We start from the raw sequence: 15,405 nt of genomic DNA, 5'->3' as shown, positions 1-15,405 counted from the left end.
CATCTACCGATCCCCGGTCCGGGGTCGGATAAAGCGGCGGGTACGGGGTCGGGGACCGCGGCCGGTCCGGGGTGGGCGGGGGGGGGTGTCGGGTCCGCCCGGGCGGACCCGACGGATCCTGTGACCCCGGCGGATCCGGCGTGGTGCCCGGTCGCCGCGCTCGCTGCCTCGGCCGCACCGGTGCCGAGCACCACGCCGGCCGCCGTGACCAGCAGCAGCGCGCGCCGCGCCCCGTGCGCGGCAGGGTGTCCTCCGCACCGCGTCGGCAGCGCCCGGGCGGCGGCGCGCCGCCGCGCGGCGCACCCCGGGCAGGTGCAGTCGATGGCCGGTGCGTACTCCTCGAAGGCCGGCACAGTCATGCGAATCCCTTCCGCACTCTCAAGATCTTTGGGCGCATCTGCACGGGCGTCAGTGTCTCAACTCACCTGACATATTGTATTTTGACGGATAGAAGTGAAAAAACGACCATCCGACAGGCCGTGATCGTCGGGAAATGGTCGGGAGCACTCCTGGAGGTCGGGTAGAGTTCTTCATGTCAGCAGGCGCCGCTAGCTCAGTTGGTTAGAGCAGCTGACTCTTAATCAGCGGGTCCGGGGTTCGAGTCCCTGGCGGCGCACGCAGAGTCAAGACCCCCTCACCGAGCGTGAGGGGGTCTTGTTCGTGTACGCGCGGTCCGTACACCTCCGTGCGCCCCCTCCGCCAGAGCTGCCCAAATCGCACATATAGCCGGTTAGCGGGCTGTTTCACCCTTGCGATAACGACCTGGGTCATACAACCTGTCATGGGGTCATCGGCTTCAACCGAGCCGATGGCGCGCGCAGTTGGGACAGCACGGGGGAAGTTCCGGTTGGGGTACCGCGGGGTGAGGGCCCCGCTCATGGACGGATGCCGAGGGGGCATCATGCAACCGGAAGGGCGCCATCCCATGTCTCAGGGGAAGGCGGCCCGCCAGCGATGTCGTCCGCGGCAATCGAGGGGGATGCGCCGCGGACGAGACGACCGACCAATCACGCAGTGACCAGTGCGTGCAGGGGGATGACCCATGACGTCGACGCCGACTGGCGCCGGGCAGAACAACGACGACTCCTCCCGGACCACGCGGCTGCGGATACCCCCGCAGCCGCGGACCGGGGTACAGCGGCGCCACCCGAAGAAGGAGCTGCCGCGTTACGACTACGAGCACTACAGCCGGCTCGCCGGGCCACTGACCCAGCCCGATCCGGACAAGCCGTACACCGTGCAGTACCGCTCGCTGCTCTCGCAGGAGCCGCACAGAATCCGCGCGGCGCTCCTGCTCGGCGCCGCGCCGCTCGTCTCGCTCGGCCTGTTCGCGTGGCTGATGCAGCCCGAGCACTGGACCCAGCGCGACCCGAACCTCAAGAACGACACGCTGCTGATCCTCGACATCGTCATGCTTGTCTCGATCGGCCTGATCGAGCTCTTCCGCACGATGAATGTCCTGTCGAACGCGCACGCGACGCTGGTCGCGCGCGACCCGGTCCCGGTGGTGCCGGAGTCCGGCACCAGGGTCGCCTTCCTCACCTCCTTCGTCCCGGGCAAGGAGCCCCTGGAGATGGTGACGAAGACCCTCGAGGCGGCGGTCCGCATCCGGCACCGCGGGCTGATGCACGTCTGGCTGCTCGACGAGGGCGACGACCCCGCGGTGAAGGAGGTGTGTGCCCGCCTCGGGGTGCACCACTTCTCCCGCAAGGGCGTCCCGCGCTGGAACCAGGCCAAGGGCGCCCACCGCGCGAAGACCAAGCACGGCAACTACAACGCCTGGCTCGACGCGCACGGCGGCGCGTACGACTTCTTCGCCTCGGTCGACACCGATCACGTACCGCTGCCCAACTATCTGGAGCGGATGCTCGGCTACTTCCGCGACCCGGACATCGGCTTCGTCATCGGCCCGCAGGTCTACGGAAACTACGACACGTTCGTCACGAAGGCCGCCGAGTCCCAGCAGTTCCTCTTCCACGCGCTGATCCAGCGCGCGGGCAACCGCTACGGTGCCCCGATGTTCGTCGGCACCAGCAACGCCGTGCGGATATCGGCCCTCAAGCAGATCGGCGGCCTGTACGACTCGATCACCGAGGACATGGCGACCGGCTTCGAGATGCACCGCGCCCGCAACCCGCGCACCGGCCGCAAGTGGCGCTCGGTGTACACCCCGGACGTGCTGGCCGTCGGCGAGGGCCCGACCGCGTGGACCGACTTCTTCACCCAGCAGCTGCGCTGGTCACGGGGCACGTACGAGACGATCCTCAAGCAGTACTGGAGAGGGATCGGGACGCTCCCCTTCGGCAGGTTCTTCAACTACACGATGATGATCATCTTCTACCCGATGTCGGCCCTGAACTGGATCCTGGCAGCGCTCAGTTGCGCGCTGTTCCTGGGCATGGGCGCCTCGGGTGTTCAGATCGACCCGGTCGTCTGGATGATGCTGTACGGCAATGCCTCGGCGCTCCAGATCGGCCTGTACATCTGGAACCGGCGGCACAACGTCTCGCCCCACGAGCCCGAGGGCTCCGGCGGTCTGGCGGGCATGATGATGTCCGCGCTCTCCGCCCCGGTCTACGCACGTTCCCTGATGGATGCCGTGCTGCGCCGCAAGAGCTCCTTCGTGGTGACGCCCAAGGGCGACTCGTCCAGCCCGGACACGCTGTTCGGCACCTTCCGTATCCACCTCTTCTTCATCCTGGTCTTCGGCGGTTCCATCACCGCGTCCTTCGTCCTCGGCCACAGCCATCCGGCGATGCTCACCTGGGCCGCGCTGGCCCTGCTGATCACGGCGGCGCCGATCTTCGGCTGGCGGTACACCGTCCGCGCGGAGAAGAAGAAGCGGCGCGGCGGACCACCACCGCCGCAGGGCGGCGCACCGGCCCCGCATCCGGCGCACGCCCCGCAGGAGCGGCCCGACCGGCTCTCCGACGACCAGACCATGCAGATCGCCCTTGGGGGACGTAAACGATGAAGTACCGTCCGAGCCGCCGTACCCGCCGCATGGCGATCAGTACGGCGGTGGTTCTGGCGCTCGCGGGAGCGAACGGGCCGTGGCTGTACCGCTTCGGCAGCGAGCGCTACCACGCGTACACGATCAACAAGCCGGAGTACAAAGCCGCCAACGGACACTGGGACTTCCTGGACGTCCCGTCCGAGTTCAGGATCAATACGATCCATGCCGCCCTGCTGCACACCGGCAAGGTGCTGCTCGTCGCGGGCTCCGGCAACAACCAGAAGAACTTCGACGCGAAGAGCTTCCGGTCCGTGCTGTGGGACCCGGGGACCAGCACGTTCAAGAACATACCCACGCCCAAGGACATGTTCTGCTCCGGTCACACCCAACTGCCCGACGGCAAGCTGCTGATAGCCGGCGGTACGAAGCGGTACGAGAAGCTCAAGGGCGATGTCACCAAGGCCGGCGGCCTGATGATCGTCCACAACGAGAACCCGGACAAGCCGATCACCCTGCCCGCGGGCACCCGGTTCACCGGCAAGGAGAACGGGAAGTCGTTCGTCTCCAAGGACCCGGTGCTGGTCGAGAAGGCCACCAAGGTCTTCGACAAGCAGACCGGCGCCTTCCTGCGCAACGACCCCGGCCTCGGCCGGATCTACGTCGAGGCCCAGAAGGCCGGCACGACGTACGAGACGGGTACCCAGGACAACTACCGCATCTCCGGCCTCTCCGGATCCGACGCCCGGAACGTATACGGGATCGCCCAGAAGCTCGCCCTCGACAAGAAGGATTTCCAGGGCATCCGGGAGACGTACGAGTTCGACCCGGTCGCGGAGAAGTACATCACCGTCGACCCGATGAACGAGGCACGCTGGTACCCGACGCTGACCACGCTGGAGGACGGCAAGGTCCTCGCCCTGTCCGGGCTGGACGAGATCGGGCAGATCGTGCCGGGCAAGGACGAGATCTACGACCCGAAGACCAGGAAGTGGAAGTACACCGGCATCGTCCGGAAGTTCCCCACCTACCCCGCGGTCTTCCTCCTGAACGACGGCAAGCTCTTCTACTCCGGCTCGAACGCCGGATACGGCCCCGCCGATGTCGGCCGCGACCCCGGCATCTGGGACCTGGCGACCAACAGGTTCACGAAGATCCCCGGGCTGAGCGACGCCGACGAGATGGAGACATCGGCGACAGTACGGCTGCCTCCCGCCCAGGACGAGAAGTTCATGGTCATCGGCGGCGGCGGGGTCGGTGAGTCGGCGAAGTCCAGCGACAAGTCCCGGCTGGTCGACCTCAAGAGCCCCGACCCGGAGTTCAGGGACGGCGCCTCGCTCGACGAGGACACCCGCTACCCGAGCGCTTCACTGCTGCCGGACGACTCGGTGCTGGTCACCGGCGGTTCCGACGACTACCGGGGGCGCGGCGGCTCGGACATCCTGCAGGCACGGCTCTACGACGCGAAGACGGACACGTACAAGCGGGTCGCGGACCCGGCGGTGGGCCGCAACTACCACTCGGGGTCCGTGCTGCTCCCCGACGGCCGCGTCATGATCTTCGGCTCGGACTCGCTCTACGCCGACAAGGCGAACACCCGCCCCGGCATCTTCGAGCAGCGCATCGAGATCTACACCCCGCCGTACCTGTACCGCGACTCGCGTCCGGAGCTGACGGCGGGGCCGAAGAGCATGCGGCGGGGCGGTACGGGGATGTTCACGACCACGCCGGGGTCGACGATCACGTCGGCGAAGCTGATGCGGCCGAGCGCGGTGACGCATGTGACGGACACGGACCAGCGGTCGGTGGAGCTGGGGCTGAAGAGGACGGCGGGGGGCATCTCGGTGACGGTGCCGAAGAACCGGGCGTTGGTGCCGTCGGGGTGGTACATGCTGTTCGTGACGGACGCGAAGGGGACGCCGTCGGAAGGGACATGGGTGGAGATCCCGTAGCGGACATCGCGCCCGTCGAGGCGTCCCCCATGCCCTTCAGGCCATGGGGGAGCTCGAGGTCAGCGAACCGGCCACCGGACGTCCCTGGTACTACTTCGTGTTGCGGGCCAGACCCAGCGCGTACTCCGGCCACCAGGCCCCGGCCTTCGGACCCCCCTTGCAGGCACCGTCCGACTCCCCGGGCCGCTTGACCCAGAGATACGCGTCGACCAGGTCCTCACCGGTGTCCGTCGTCGGCGGTTCGCCGAGTGCGCGCCCCGGGGGGTTGCACCAGTTCTCCTTCGGGTCGCCGCCGTCGTAGGGGCCGTTGCCGTTGCGGCTGGTGTCGATCACGAACGGTTTGCCGCCGACTTTCGCCGACAGCTGTTTGCCGAAGTCCGTACTGGTCGCCGTGGTCTGGAAGTTGGAGACATTGACCGCGAAGCCGTCCGCGTCGGCGATGCCTGCCCGCTGGAGCGGCTGGAAGAGCGCGTCGGGGGTGTGCCAGCCGGCGTTGCCCGCGTCCATGTAGACGCGGGTGTCCGGCAGTTGCTTCAGTCGCTGGACGGCGCCCTTGAGGAGGTCGTACCGCTCCTCGTGGAACTCCTGCGGCGTGCAGCCGTCGACCAGGTGCAGCAGCGCGTCCGGCTCGAGGATCACCGTGGCACGGCGGTCGCCGATGCCCTGGGCGACCTTCTCCAGCCAGGCTCGGTACGCGTTGCCGTCGGCGGCGCCGCCCTTCGAGAACTGGTCGCAGTCGCGGTGCGGGATGTTGTAGAGGACCAGCAGCGCCTCGCGGCCGGCCTTCGCGGCCGCCTCGGTGAAGCCCTTGGCCTCGGCCTCGGGGTTGTCCGGGCCGATCCACTCGCCGACCGGCTGCCGGGCGATCTTCCCGATCAGGTCGGCGTTCTTTTCGTTGCCGTCCTTGGTGTAGGCGGCGACCTGCCGGGCCGCGTTCCCGTCGGGGTTGACCCAGTAGGGGGCGCTGCCCGGGGGCTGCCGGCCGATCGCGGCGGGGTTCTTGTCGCCGTCGTCGCCGGCCGAGGAACATCCCGCGAGCAGCACCATCGCGCCGGCCGCGGCCACCGCCCCCGTGCGGAACCGGCCGGTGTAATTGCCGTACATCCACTCCCCCTTGGGTGCCGGACAAGACCGGTCGAATCCATCCTGACACACCCGAGTGCCCGACTTGCCCGTACGCATGAGGACGTTCACGGACGACGGACAGTGACCGGTTCTGGACGTACCGTCAAAAAACGACTGGGTCCCGACCGTTCATCGGCCTACAGTGTTCAGGAGTGGCCACACGCCCCCTTGCCCTCCCGTGTCGGCGCCGGGCTTCTCCCGCAGCCCGCGCACCGCGGTCGAGGACCGGCCCGGCCGGCGCCCCGGGGGAAGACGGGCGCCGGCCGGGCCAGGTATCTCTCTTCTGCTCGGGACGCGCCTACGCGGAGTCGGCGGACTTGGCGGACTTGGCCGCAGCCTCGGCGGACTTGTCCGCGGCCTTCTCGCCGGTCAGATAAGCGGAGACGACCACGTTGGCGTTGTACTCGTGCGACGCCCGGTCGAACGTACCTCCGCAGGTGATCAGCCTCAGCTCCGCCCGGCCGTCCTTGCGGGGCCCGTACGCCTTGTGGGCGTTGAAGCGGTCCCGGGTGAAGACCTGGACGTCGTCGATGGTGAACTCGGCGACCGTGCCGTCCGTGCGGACCACCCGGATCTTGGCGCCGGGACGGGCCGCGCTCAGCCCGTAGAAGACGGCCGGTTTGGTCTCGGTGTCGACATGGCCGACGAAGAGCGCGGCGCCGGCCGCGCCGGGCCGGGTACCGCTGCCGTACCAGCCGACCGTGTGCGGTGTCGCGAAGGACGGCGGGTCGATCGCTCCCGCCGCGTCCAGGCCGCGGGAGACGACGGGGGCCTTGATGCCGATCGAGGGGATCTCGACCCGCTCGGGCGCCGCACCCTTGATCGGGGCGTGCGGCGCGGGCAGCGGTACCCCGAGCGGGCGGCCGACCGCGGCGACATCGCCGGTGGTCGGGGCGGAGCTTGCGCCGGAGCCGTCGGTGATGCCGCGACCCCAGAGCCACAGGCCCAGCAGCACGATGGCCCAGGCCACTCCGGTGAGCAGCCGGCCGGTGCCTGTCGGGCGGTCCGAGGCGGACATCTCGCTCAGTCCGCGGACGGGCGGCGACGGCGGCGGGCACTGCGGAAGGCGACGGCGACGGCCGCGACGGCGGCCAGGGCCAGCCCGAGCACGGCATGTGCGATGCCGGGGCCGTCCTGCTGGGCCGCCTCGCCGGCGAGGAGCGTCGCGGTGCCGCCGCCTCCGGCGCGGACCGGGGCGATCGGGTCGAGGGGCACGGCGCCGTCGCGGGCGACGACGGTGATGGTGCCGGATACCCGGGTGTCCTTGTCGTCGTCGCAGGTCACCCAGATGTCGTAGTCGCCGGCCGCGGCGTCCGAGCGGATCCTGGCCCGGGCGGAGAGCCCGCTGTCGTCGGCGGACGAGAAGCCGGCGTCGGAGTCGAAGGCGTCGGAGATCCCTTTGGCCTCCTTGCCCTTGCAGCCGTCGACCTGCAGGTCCACCTCACCCCCAGGGGTGATGGAGGACGGGTCCACCGCGAGGGTGGCGCCGGTCTTGGAGTCCTTCTCCTGGCCGGTGTCGGAGTCGGCCAGCGCGACGGGAGCGGGCATCAGTGTCGCCGCGATCACCACGGCTCCACAGAACGTGAGGGGTATTGAACGCATCGTGAACCTCCTAAGGGTAGGTTCACGCGTCCGGCGGGTTTTCGCATCCGCTGGGGCGGCGGGACTGGTCCGTGGGGGTGCGGGGAACGGTGCGCCAGAACGCTTCCCCGCACGCGCCCGTGCCGGCCGGGCTCAGCCCACGTCGATGAGGTCGACCAGGTCGGCGATGGAGTCGACGACCGTGGACGGCCGGAAGGGATAGCGGTCTATGTCGGCCGGGCTCGTCAGACCGGTCAGCACCAGGAAGGTGTGCATGCCCGCCTCCAGGCCGGCGAGCACATCGGTGTCCATCCGGTCGCCGATCATGGCGCTGGACTCGGAGTGGGCGCCGATCGCGTTCAGCCCGGTACGCATCATCAGCGGGTTGGGCTTGCCCGCGAAGTACGGGTCCTTGCCGGTGGCCTTGGTGATCAGTGCGGCGACGGCCCCGGTGGCGGGCAGCGGGCCCTCGGCGGACGGACCGGTCTCGTCCGGGTTGGTGCAGATGAAGCGGGCCCCGCCGTTGATCAGCCGGATCGCCTTGGTGAGCGCCTCGAAGCTGTACGTACGGGTCTCGCCGAGGACGACGTAGTCCGGGTCGTGGTCGGTGAGGACGTACCCGATGTCGTGCAGCGCGGTGGTCAGCCCGGCCTCGCCGATGACGTACGCGGTGCCGCCGGGCCGCTGGTCGTCGAGGAACTTCGCGGTGGCCAAGGCCGACGTCCAGATGTTCTCCACCGGCACGTCCAGGCCCATGCGCCGCAGCCGGGCGTGCAGGTCGCGCGCCGTGTAGATCGAGTTGTTGGTCAGCACCAGGAACGGCAGCCCGGATTCCCGAAGCCGCTTGATGAAGGCGTCTGCCCCGGGGATCGGAGTGCCTTCATGGATGAGGACTCCGTCCATGTCGGTGAGCCAGGATGTGATCGGCTTGCGCTCTGCCATGTGGGACTCCTGCCGTACGCCGTGTGCGGGGACGCCGGCGGCACCGCGTTGTGCAGCGCCGACATCCCCGATTTTAGGGGGCCGGGCCGGTGGGCCCGTGCCGGCCGTCGCAGTCAGCTTCCGGTGGCCGTCTTCCAGGCGTCCACGTAGCCGTCCAGGTTGGTGCCGATGTCCGACCAGTCCGGTTCGAAGACCTCCACCCCGTTCATCAGCTTGCTGAGCGCGATGGCGTTCGCGTCGGTGGCCTCGATGTCCTTGCGGGCGGAGAAGCCGCCGCCGACCTCGCTGACGTCCTTCTGGGCCTGCTCGGAGAGCATGAAGTCGAGCAGCTTCTTGCCGTTGGCGCTGTGCGGGGCCTTGCTGACCAGTCCGGCCGCGTAGGGCAGGGCGAACGTGGTGGGCTTGGCGCCGGCCTTCGCGGGGAACCAGATGCCGAGGTTCGGCATGTCCTTGGACTGGGCGTAGTTCATCTGGACGTCGCCGTTGGCGACGAGCAGTTCGCCCTTGTCGACCTTGGGGGCGAGCTTGCCGGTGGAGGCGGACGGGCCGACGTTGTTGGCCTGGAGCTTCTTCAGGTACTCCATCGCCGGCTCCTTGCCGCCGAAGTCGTGCATGGCCTTGATGAGTACGGCCGTGCCGTCACCGGCGACTCCGGGGGTGGAGTACTGGATCTTCTCCTGGTACGTCCCGTCGGTGAGCTCGTCCCAGGTGGTGGGCGCGGTCTTCAGCTCCTTCTTGTTGTAGACGAAGCCGAAGTAGTTGTTGACGACCGAGGTCCACTTGGCGTCGGACGCCTTGTCGGCGGCGTCGACCTGGTCGGAGCCGGCCGGTGCGTACGCCGTCAGGAGGCCCTTGGAGTCGGCCTGCTGGATGAACGGCGGGAGCGTGACCAGCACATCGACCTGGGTGTTGGACTTCTCGCGGACGGCGCGCTGCACCATCTCGCCGGAGCCGCCCTCCACGTACTCGACCTTGATGCCGGTCTTCTTCTCGAAGTCCTTGAAGACCTTGTCGTACCAGCCGTCGCCGTTCTCGCCCTTGAGGCCGTCCGCGCTGTAGACGGTGACGACCTTCTCGTCGGAGGCGGCGGAGGAACCGCCGCAGGCGGAGAGGGTGGCGGCCAGGGCGAGGGCGCCGGTGACGGCGGCCAGCGGCTTGAGGTGGCTCTTGCGCATGGGTGTCGTATCTCCTGGAAGTGGGTTCGGTACGGGGGGTGTCAGCGGTACGGGGGTGTCAGCGGTACGAGGCTTTGGTGCGGATGCGGGAGACCGCGAGCAGGACCAGCAGCGTCGTGCCCATGAGGACCACGGCCACGGCGGCGCCTGTGAAGAGCGAGCCACGGTCGGTGGCCGCGAAGATCTGCACCGGGAGCGGTGTCCAGTCGGGCGGGTAGAGCATCATCGTGGCGCTCAACTCGCCCATGGACAGGGCGAAGCACAGCCCGGCAGCCGCCGTGAGGGAGGGCAGCAGGAGCGGCAGCTTGATCCGCCACAGGACGTAGGAGGGGCGGGCGCCGAGACTGGCCGCCGCCTGCTCGTACATCGGGTCGAGACGCAGTGTCGCGGCCGAGACCGACTGGTAGGCGAACGCCGTGACAAGAATGGTGTGCGCCAGGATCACGATCCAGCGCGTGCCGTTGAGCAGCATCGGCGGCTTGCTGAACGCGACGAGCACGGCGAGGCCGACGACGACGGACGGTACGGCGACCGGCAGCATGAACAGCCCGTCCAGGAACCGCTTGCCGCGCCGCCGCAGCGTGGCGGCGGCGAGCGCCGCCCAGGAGCCGATGGTGAGAGCGAGCAGGCTGGCGCCGACGGCGGTGATCAGGCTGGTGGTGAGGGCCTGGAGGGAGTCGCCACCGGTGGCGGCCCGGTAGTGCTCGGTGGTCGGGCCCGAGGGGAAGGCACCGGACCAGTTGGTGGTGAACGACGCGGCGACGATCACCAGCAGGGGCAGCGCGAACAGGGGGACGAAGAGCAGGAAGAAAACGGCCCAGGTGGCCCACTTCCCGGTACGGCTATGCACCAACACGGCGGCTCACCATCCGATACAGGCTGTAGAGACCCACGGAGATCGCGATGTTGACGACGGCGACGGCACAGGCGGCCGGGTAGTCGGACTCCAGGATGGCCTTGCTGTAGACGAGCATCGGCAGAGTCGTGACCCCTTTCGCGCCGGTGAACAGCACGATCCCGAACTCGTTGAGGCACATCACGAGGACGAGGGAGCCGCCCGCGGCGAGCGCCGGGAGCGCCTCGGGGAGGATCACCCGCCGCACGATCCGGGCCGGCTTCGCGCCCAGGGAGGAAGCGACCTCCAGCTGGGCGGTGTCGAGCTGCGAGAACGCGGCGAGCAGCGGCCGCATCACGAACGGGGTGAAGTACGTGATCTCCGCGAGGAGGACGCCCCACGGGGTGGTGAGGAAGTGGAAGGGCCCGTCCGCCGCCCCGGTGACATCCGTCCAGACACCGTTGGCCATGCCGACGGTGCCGTAGATGAACAGCAGGGCGAGGGTGATCAGGAAGGACGGGAAGGAGAGGAAGACGTCGATGAACCTGGCGACCGCCCTGCCGCCGGGGAACGGTACGAAGGCGATGACCAGGGCGAGGACGAAGCCCAGCACCAGACAGCCGACGGTCGAGCCGACGGCGAGCCAGACGGTGGTGGTCAGCGCCGAGCGGAACGACGCGGAGGCGAAGACGTCGCCGTACGGGGCGAGTGAGGTGCCGCCCTCGTCCGGGCTGACGGACTGCTGGACGACAAGGGCCAGCGGGTAGAGGAAGACAAGGGCGAGAACGGCGACAGGCGGGAGCGCCCAGACGAACCGGGGGGTGTGCAGCGTGGCGGTCCTGCGGTCCGCGGGGGCGGAACGGGTGGGCGCCAACTCCGGTGCGGGATCAGCAGGCTTGAGGCGGACACCGGTGCTACCCATCGTGCGCCCCCGTTGCTCCCGCGGGCAGTAGCACCGCGTCCTCGGCGGCGAAGTGCAGGGTGACCTGGTCGCCGAGCGCCGGAGAGTCGCGCAGTTCGCGCAGGTCGGCCTTGATCCGGTGGCCTTCGACGTCGACGTACAGCCGGTGGGTGGAGCCGCGCCACTGGACCTCGGTGAGGGCGCCGGTCAGCGCGTTGGGCCCGTCGCCGAGCCCGATCAGGTGGGGCCGGACGCAGAGGGTGGCCGTGACACCGTCTGCGGCCTCACCGGTCGGTACGTCGAGCCTGTGCCCGGCGAACTCCACGGTGCCCGCGGTCCCGGCGACGGTGACCGGCAGCAGATTGGCGTTGCCGACGAATGACGCGGTGAACTCCGTACGCGGGCGACGGTACAGCTCCTGCGGGGTGCCGCAGTCCTGCAGTCGCGCCTTGTCCATGACCGCGATCCGGTCGGCGAGGGTCAGCGCCTCGACCTGGTCATGGGTGACGTACAGGATGGAGACGTCCGGCAGCTCCCGGTGCAGACGGGCCAGTTCGGCGAGCATCCCGGAGCGCAGCCGGGCGTCGAGCGCGGAGAGCGGTTCGTCGAGCAGCAGCACATCGGGGCGGATGGCGAGCGCGCGGGCGATGGCGACGCGCTGCTGCTGGCCGCCGGAGAGCTCGCGCGGGAAGCGCTTGGCATACGCGGCCATGCCGACGAGTTCGAGGGCTTCGGCGACCCGTGCGGGGATCTCGGCCTTCGCGACCTTGCGGGCCTTGAGGCCGAAGGCGACGTTGTCCTGGACCCGCATGTGCGGGAACAGCGCGTACTGCTGGACGACCATGCCGATGCCGCGCTTGTGCGGCGGCAGCCCGGTGACATCGCGGTCGCCGAGCCAGACCCGCCCGGAGGCGGGCCGGACGAAGCCGGCGACGGCGCGCAAGGCGGTGGTCTTGCCGGATCCGGAGGGTCCCAGCAGCGCCATGACCTCGCCGGGTTCGACGGTCAGATCGAGCCGGTCGAGGACGGTGTTCCTGCCGTACGCGACGCTGACCCCGTCGAACCGGATGCCGCCGCCGTGCGCGGTGCGGCCGGCTGCTGCGGGTGCGGGTGCGCCGGTCATGCTTCCGCCCGGGCGATCAGGTCCGGCAGCTCGGCCACCGAACCCAGCACATGCGTGGCCCCGTTGCGCTCCAGCTGGTACTTGTCGTGTGCGCCGGTCAGCACCCCGGCGACGATCCCGGCCCCGGACCGTACGCCGCTGAGCATGTCGTACGAGGTGTCCCCCGCGACCACGATCTGCTGGACGCCGTCCACCGCCCCGGTGCGCAGGAACGCGGCGAGGACCATGTCCGGGTAGGGGCGACCGCGGCCGCCCGCGTCGGCGGGGCAGAGGGTCAGCGCGACCAGGTCCTGCCAGCCGAGCGCGGCGAGGATCGCGTCCTGGGTGGTGCGGGCGAAGCCGGTGGAAAGGACCACGGTCCGGCCCTCTCCCGTGAGCCGCTCGATGGCTTCGCGGGCGCCGGGGACCGGCGCGATGCGGCCGCCGTCGACCAGTTCCCCGTACGCCTCCTCGAACGCGAGGTTGGCCTGCTGGGCCCGGTCCTCGTCGCCGAAGAGGTGACGGAAGACGGAGATCTTGGACTCGCCCATGGTGGCGCGCACATAGTCGAGCTTCTCGGCGTGGTCGGCGGAGCCGGGCTGCACGCCGAGGCGCTGTGCGGCGGCGCCGAAGGCCTGCTCGACGAGGCCGCCGTCGGCGACGGTGGTCCCGGCCATGTCGAGGACGATCAGATTCAGCCTGCTCTTCTGGTCGTTCTTCTGGTCGTTCTTCTGGTCGTTCTTTTGCGGATTGCTCAATTTCCTCACCAGCCCAGTTCGTCGGCGGTCGTTTCGGCTATGGCGGGCGAGCAGGTCATACCGCGGCCGCCCGGCCCGGTGACCAGCCAGACGCCGTCCCTCACCTGCTGGCGGTGGACGACACGGCTGGTGTCGGTGCACTGGGCGTAGACCCCGGCCCAGCGGTGCCGGATCCTCGGCAGCGGGCGGCCGAGGAAGGACTCGACGACCCGGGTGAGGTGCTCGTACGGCTCCTCGACGACATCGAAGGCGAACGGGTGCTCGTACTCGTGGGTGTCGCCGATGGTCAGTCCGCCGTCCCGGCGCTGCACCATCAGCAGCTGCATCCTGTGCTCGGCGGCGGTCGGCGCCTGCGCCTGCCCGGCGTTGAGAGCGTCGAGCGCCTCGCTCCGGTACGCCGGGTAGTAGCGGAAGCTGTCGGCGTCGGCGACGGAGGTGGTGAGCGCTTCACCGAGCGGATCGGTCTGCATCATCTGGAGGCGGACGCGGCGCACCGGCAGATCGGGGCCGGCCAGCTCACGGACGAGGCCGCCGAGCCATGCGCCGGTGCACAGGACGACGGCGTCGCCGGTGTGTACGTCACCGTGGTCGTCGCGCACGGAGGCCGTACCGACCACCTCGCGGACTTCACGGCCACCGAGGAAGGTGTACCGGCCTGACGCCAACAGGCTCTGCTTCAGCGCCAGTTGGGCGGTGCGCGGCTCGACTGCCGCGTCCCGCTCGCACCACAGGGCGGCGACGAAGTCACCGCGGAGCGCAGGGTTGACGGCGCGCGCCTCGTCGGCCGTGAGCAGCTTGTAGCCGCGGGCCGCAGCGTCGGGGCGGGCCACGGCCGCCTCGGCGACGGCGATCTCCAGCGCGGTGCGGAGCGGGGTCAGCGAACCGCAGGGCCGGAAACCCAGGCCGGGCACCTGCTCCCCGATGCCCTCCCACAGCTCGCGGGCGCGCAGGGCGGTCTCCAACTCTTCACCACCGGCCCGGCCGCTGACCCAGATCTGTCCGAAATTGCGGAGCGATGCTCCGCGCGCCTCGCTCTCGCGCTCGATGTGTACGACCTCGTGGCCGCGGTTCACTGCATGCCAGGCGTGCATGGTTCCCACCACGCCGGCTCCTACGACGATGACTCTCACGACGGCAACGCTCCTTGGGGTGGGTGGCCCGTTCGGATCGCGACGGCAACGGGAGGGTGAACTGGGTCCCAAGGTTGGCCTAGACCCGTTACATTCTCGTGATCAATGTGGGTCGATCGCCGGTCTGCGGTGTCAGCTCCGCGCGCCCAGCTGGGCGGTGAAGGAGAACCGGTCGCCGCGGAAGAGAGTGCGTACGCGCTCCAGCGGCCGCCCGTTCGCGTCCCGCGAGATCCGGTGGAGCAGCAGCATGGGCAGCGCGGGCGGCGTACCGATCAGCAGCGCCTCGCGTGGGGTGGCGAGCACGGTCTCGATCCGCTCGTCCGCATCGCCGAACGAAATCCCGAGCCGGTCGCGAAGGTAGGCGTAGAAGGACGAGTCGGGGTCGAACTCGTTGTCCAGATCCGGCACGCGGCCGACGGAGACGTACGTGCTCTCCAGGCCGACCCGGTCGTCGTCGGCGAGCAGGACGCGTTCCAGGTGCCAGACCGGTTCCCCCTGCTCGACGCCGGTCTCGGGGGCGAGTGCGGCGGGGCAGGGGAACTTTTCCAGGCCGATGAGGTGACGGCCCGGGGTCCGCCCCTGGCGGCGTACACCCTCCGTGTAGCTGGCGAGGGAGAGCGGCTGCTCCAGCTTGGGACCGGCGACGACGGTGCCACGGCCCTGACGGGCGAGCCGCCCCTCCAGCAGGAGTTCGCGCAGCGCCTGACGCAGGGTCTCGCGCGACACTGCGTAGCGGACGGCGAGGTCACGCTCGGTGGGCAGCATGCCGCCCTCACCCAACTCCTCGATGAGGAGCGAGACATGGGCCTTCACGGCGTAGTACTTGGGGATACGGCCGTGCTCCGGGATGCCGGAACGGATCGGTGCGCCAGGTGCCTGGTCGTGCAGGTAGTCCACGCCCCGATGGTGGCAGACGGACATGAACACCGGTGAACGGTGCGGCACCTCGGG

At 69.6% G+C, this 15,405-nt stretch carries 13 protein-coding genes, 1 tRNA gene and 1 pseudogene; 3 read left to right on the top strand and 12 right to left on the bottom strand.

Features of this window, described 5'->3' with window-relative positions; translation table 11 throughout:
* Positions 1-359, bottom strand: a pseudogene (locus ABZV38_RS21790) (hypothetical protein); the annotation flags it as partial.
* A 183-nt stretch (positions 360-542) separates the two neighbouring features.
* Between ABZV38_RS21790 and ABZV38_RS21785 the strand changes: the two are divergent.
* From ABZV38_RS21785 to ABZV38_RS21775, 3 genes are all read left to right on the top strand, one after another.
* Positions 543-616: transfer RNA gene (locus ABZV38_RS21785), tRNA-Lys, on the top strand.
* A 426-nt stretch (positions 617-1,042) separates the two neighbouring features.
* Entirely contained in the window at positions 1,043-2,974 is a 1,932-nt protein-coding gene (locus tag ABZV38_RS21780; RefSeq protein ID WP_356329311.1) for a cellulose synthase catalytic subunit, read from the top strand.
* Positions 2,971-4,905, top strand: a complete 1,935-nt coding sequence (locus ABZV38_RS21775; protein ID WP_356329309.1) for a kelch motif-containing protein — start codon at positions 2,971-2,973, stop codon at positions 4,903-4,905. The genes ABZV38_RS21780 and ABZV38_RS21775 overlap by 4 nt, the downstream gene beginning before the upstream one ends.
* Before the next feature lie 90 nt (positions 4,906-4,995).
* On the opposite strand, the gene ABZV38_RS21770 is transcribed toward ABZV38_RS21775, so the two are convergent.
* From ABZV38_RS21770 to ABZV38_RS21720, 11 genes are all read right to left on the bottom strand, one after another.
* Positions 4,996-6,009, bottom strand: a complete 1,014-nt coding sequence (locus ABZV38_RS21770) for a glycoside hydrolase family 6 protein (protein WP_356329307.1) — start codon at positions 6,007-6,009, stop codon at positions 4,996-4,998.
* A 319-nt stretch (positions 6,010-6,328) separates the two neighbouring features.
* A complete protein-coding gene (locus tag ABZV38_RS21765; protein WP_356329305.1) occupies positions 6,329-7,048 on the bottom strand; it encodes a class F sortase in 720 nt (239 codons plus the stop codon).
* A 5-nt stretch (positions 7,049-7,053) separates the two neighbouring features.
* Positions 7,054-7,632, bottom strand: coding sequence for a hypothetical protein (locus ABZV38_RS21760; RefSeq protein ID WP_356329303.1), 579 nt, complete (start codon positions 7,630-7,632; stop codon positions 7,054-7,056).
* A 132-nt stretch (positions 7,633-7,764) separates the two neighbouring features.
* On the bottom strand, positions 7,765-8,553 hold the full coding sequence (locus ABZV38_RS21755) for an HAD-IIA family hydrolase (RefSeq protein ID WP_356329301.1): 789 nt from the start codon (positions 8,551-8,553) through the stop codon (positions 7,765-7,767).
* 113 nt (positions 8,554-8,666) lie between these two features.
* A complete protein-coding gene (locus ABZV38_RS21750) occupies positions 8,667-9,728 on the bottom strand; it encodes a 2-aminoethylphosphonate ABC transporter substrate-binding protein (protein ID WP_356329299.1) in 1,062 nt (353 codons plus the stop codon).
* A gap of 58 nt (positions 9,729-9,786) precedes the next feature.
* Positions 9,787-10,584 carry an ABC transporter permease subunit gene (locus ABZV38_RS21745; RefSeq protein ID WP_356329298.1) on the bottom strand — a complete coding sequence of 266 codons (798 nt, stop codon included), beginning with the start codon at positions 10,582-10,584 and terminating at the stop codon, positions 9,787-9,789.
* Positions 10,571-11,485: a 2-aminoethylphosphonate ABC transporter permease subunit gene (locus ABZV38_RS21740; protein ID WP_356329296.1), complete on the bottom strand. Its 915-nt coding sequence runs from the start codon at positions 11,483-11,485 to the stop codon at positions 10,571-10,573. Before ABZV38_RS21740 ends, ABZV38_RS21745 begins: the two co-directional genes overlap by 14 nt.
* Complete coding sequence (locus ABZV38_RS21735; protein WP_356329294.1) at positions 11,478-12,587, bottom strand: ABC transporter ATP-binding protein; 1,110 nt, start codon at positions 12,585-12,587, stop codon at positions 11,478-11,480. The genes ABZV38_RS21740 and ABZV38_RS21735 overlap by 8 nt, the downstream gene beginning before the upstream one ends.
* The gene (locus ABZV38_RS21730; RefSeq protein WP_356329321.1) at positions 12,584-13,264 is read right to left on the bottom strand and encodes a phosphonatase-like hydrolase; all 681 of its coding nucleotides are present in this window, start codon (positions 13,262-13,264) and stop codon (positions 12,584-12,586) included. The genes ABZV38_RS21735 and ABZV38_RS21730 overlap by 4 nt, the downstream gene beginning before the upstream one ends.
* 65 nt (positions 13,265-13,329) lie before the next feature.
* Positions 13,330-14,454 carry a TIGR03364 family FAD-dependent oxidoreductase gene (locus ABZV38_RS21725; protein WP_356329292.1) on the bottom strand — a complete coding sequence of 375 codons (1,125 nt, stop codon included), beginning with the start codon at positions 14,452-14,454 and terminating at the stop codon, positions 13,330-13,332.
* 132 nt (positions 14,455-14,586) lie between these two features.
* Positions 14,587-15,351: a GntR family transcriptional regulator gene (locus ABZV38_RS21720; protein ID WP_356329290.1), complete on the bottom strand. Its 765-nt coding sequence runs from the start codon at positions 15,349-15,351 to the stop codon at positions 14,587-14,589.
* Positions 15,352-15,405: the final 54 nt, after the last annotated feature.

The organism is Streptomyces sp. NPDC005181, from assembly GCF_040608395.1.
Lineage (GTDB): Bacteria > Actinomycetota > Actinomycetes > Streptomycetales > Streptomycetaceae > Streptomyces.
This window is presented reverse-complemented; position numbering and strand designations above follow the sequence as displayed.

Bases quoted from the DNA above. Each gene is read 5' to 3' on its own strand.
- ABZV38_RS21780 (WP_356329311.1), top strand. From the start codon at position 1,043: ATGACGTCGACGCCGACTGGCGCCGGGCAGAACAACGACGACTCCTCC.
- ABZV38_RS21755 (WP_356329301.1), bottom strand. From the start codon at position 8,553: ATGGCAGAGCGCAAGCCGATCACATCCTGGCTCACCGACATGGACGGA.
- ABZV38_RS21775 (WP_356329309.1), top strand. From the start codon at position 2,971: ATGAAGTACCGTCCGAGCCGCCGTACCCGCCGCATGGCGATCAGTACG.
- ABZV38_RS21740 (WP_356329296.1), bottom strand. From the start codon at position 11,485: ATGGGTAGCACCGGTGTCCGCCTCAAGCCTGCTGATCCCGCACCGGAG.
- ABZV38_RS21765 (WP_356329305.1), bottom strand. From the start codon at position 7,048: ATGTCCGCCTCGGACCGCCCGACAGGCACCGGCCGGCTGCTCACCGGA.
- ABZV38_RS21735 (WP_356329294.1), bottom strand. From the start codon at position 12,587: ATGACCGGCGCACCCGCACCCGCAGCAGCCGGCCGCACCGCGCACGGC.
- ABZV38_RS21750 (WP_356329299.1), bottom strand. From the start codon at position 9,728: ATGCGCAAGAGCCACCTCAAGCCGCTGGCCGCCGTCACCGGCGCCCTC.
- ABZV38_RS21770 (WP_356329307.1), bottom strand. From the start codon at position 6,009: ATGTACGGCAATTACACCGGCCGGTTCCGCACGGGGGCGGTGGCCGCG.
- ABZV38_RS21760 (WP_356329303.1), bottom strand. From the start codon at position 7,632: ATGCGTTCAATACCCCTCACGTTCTGTGGAGCCGTGGTGATCGCGGCG.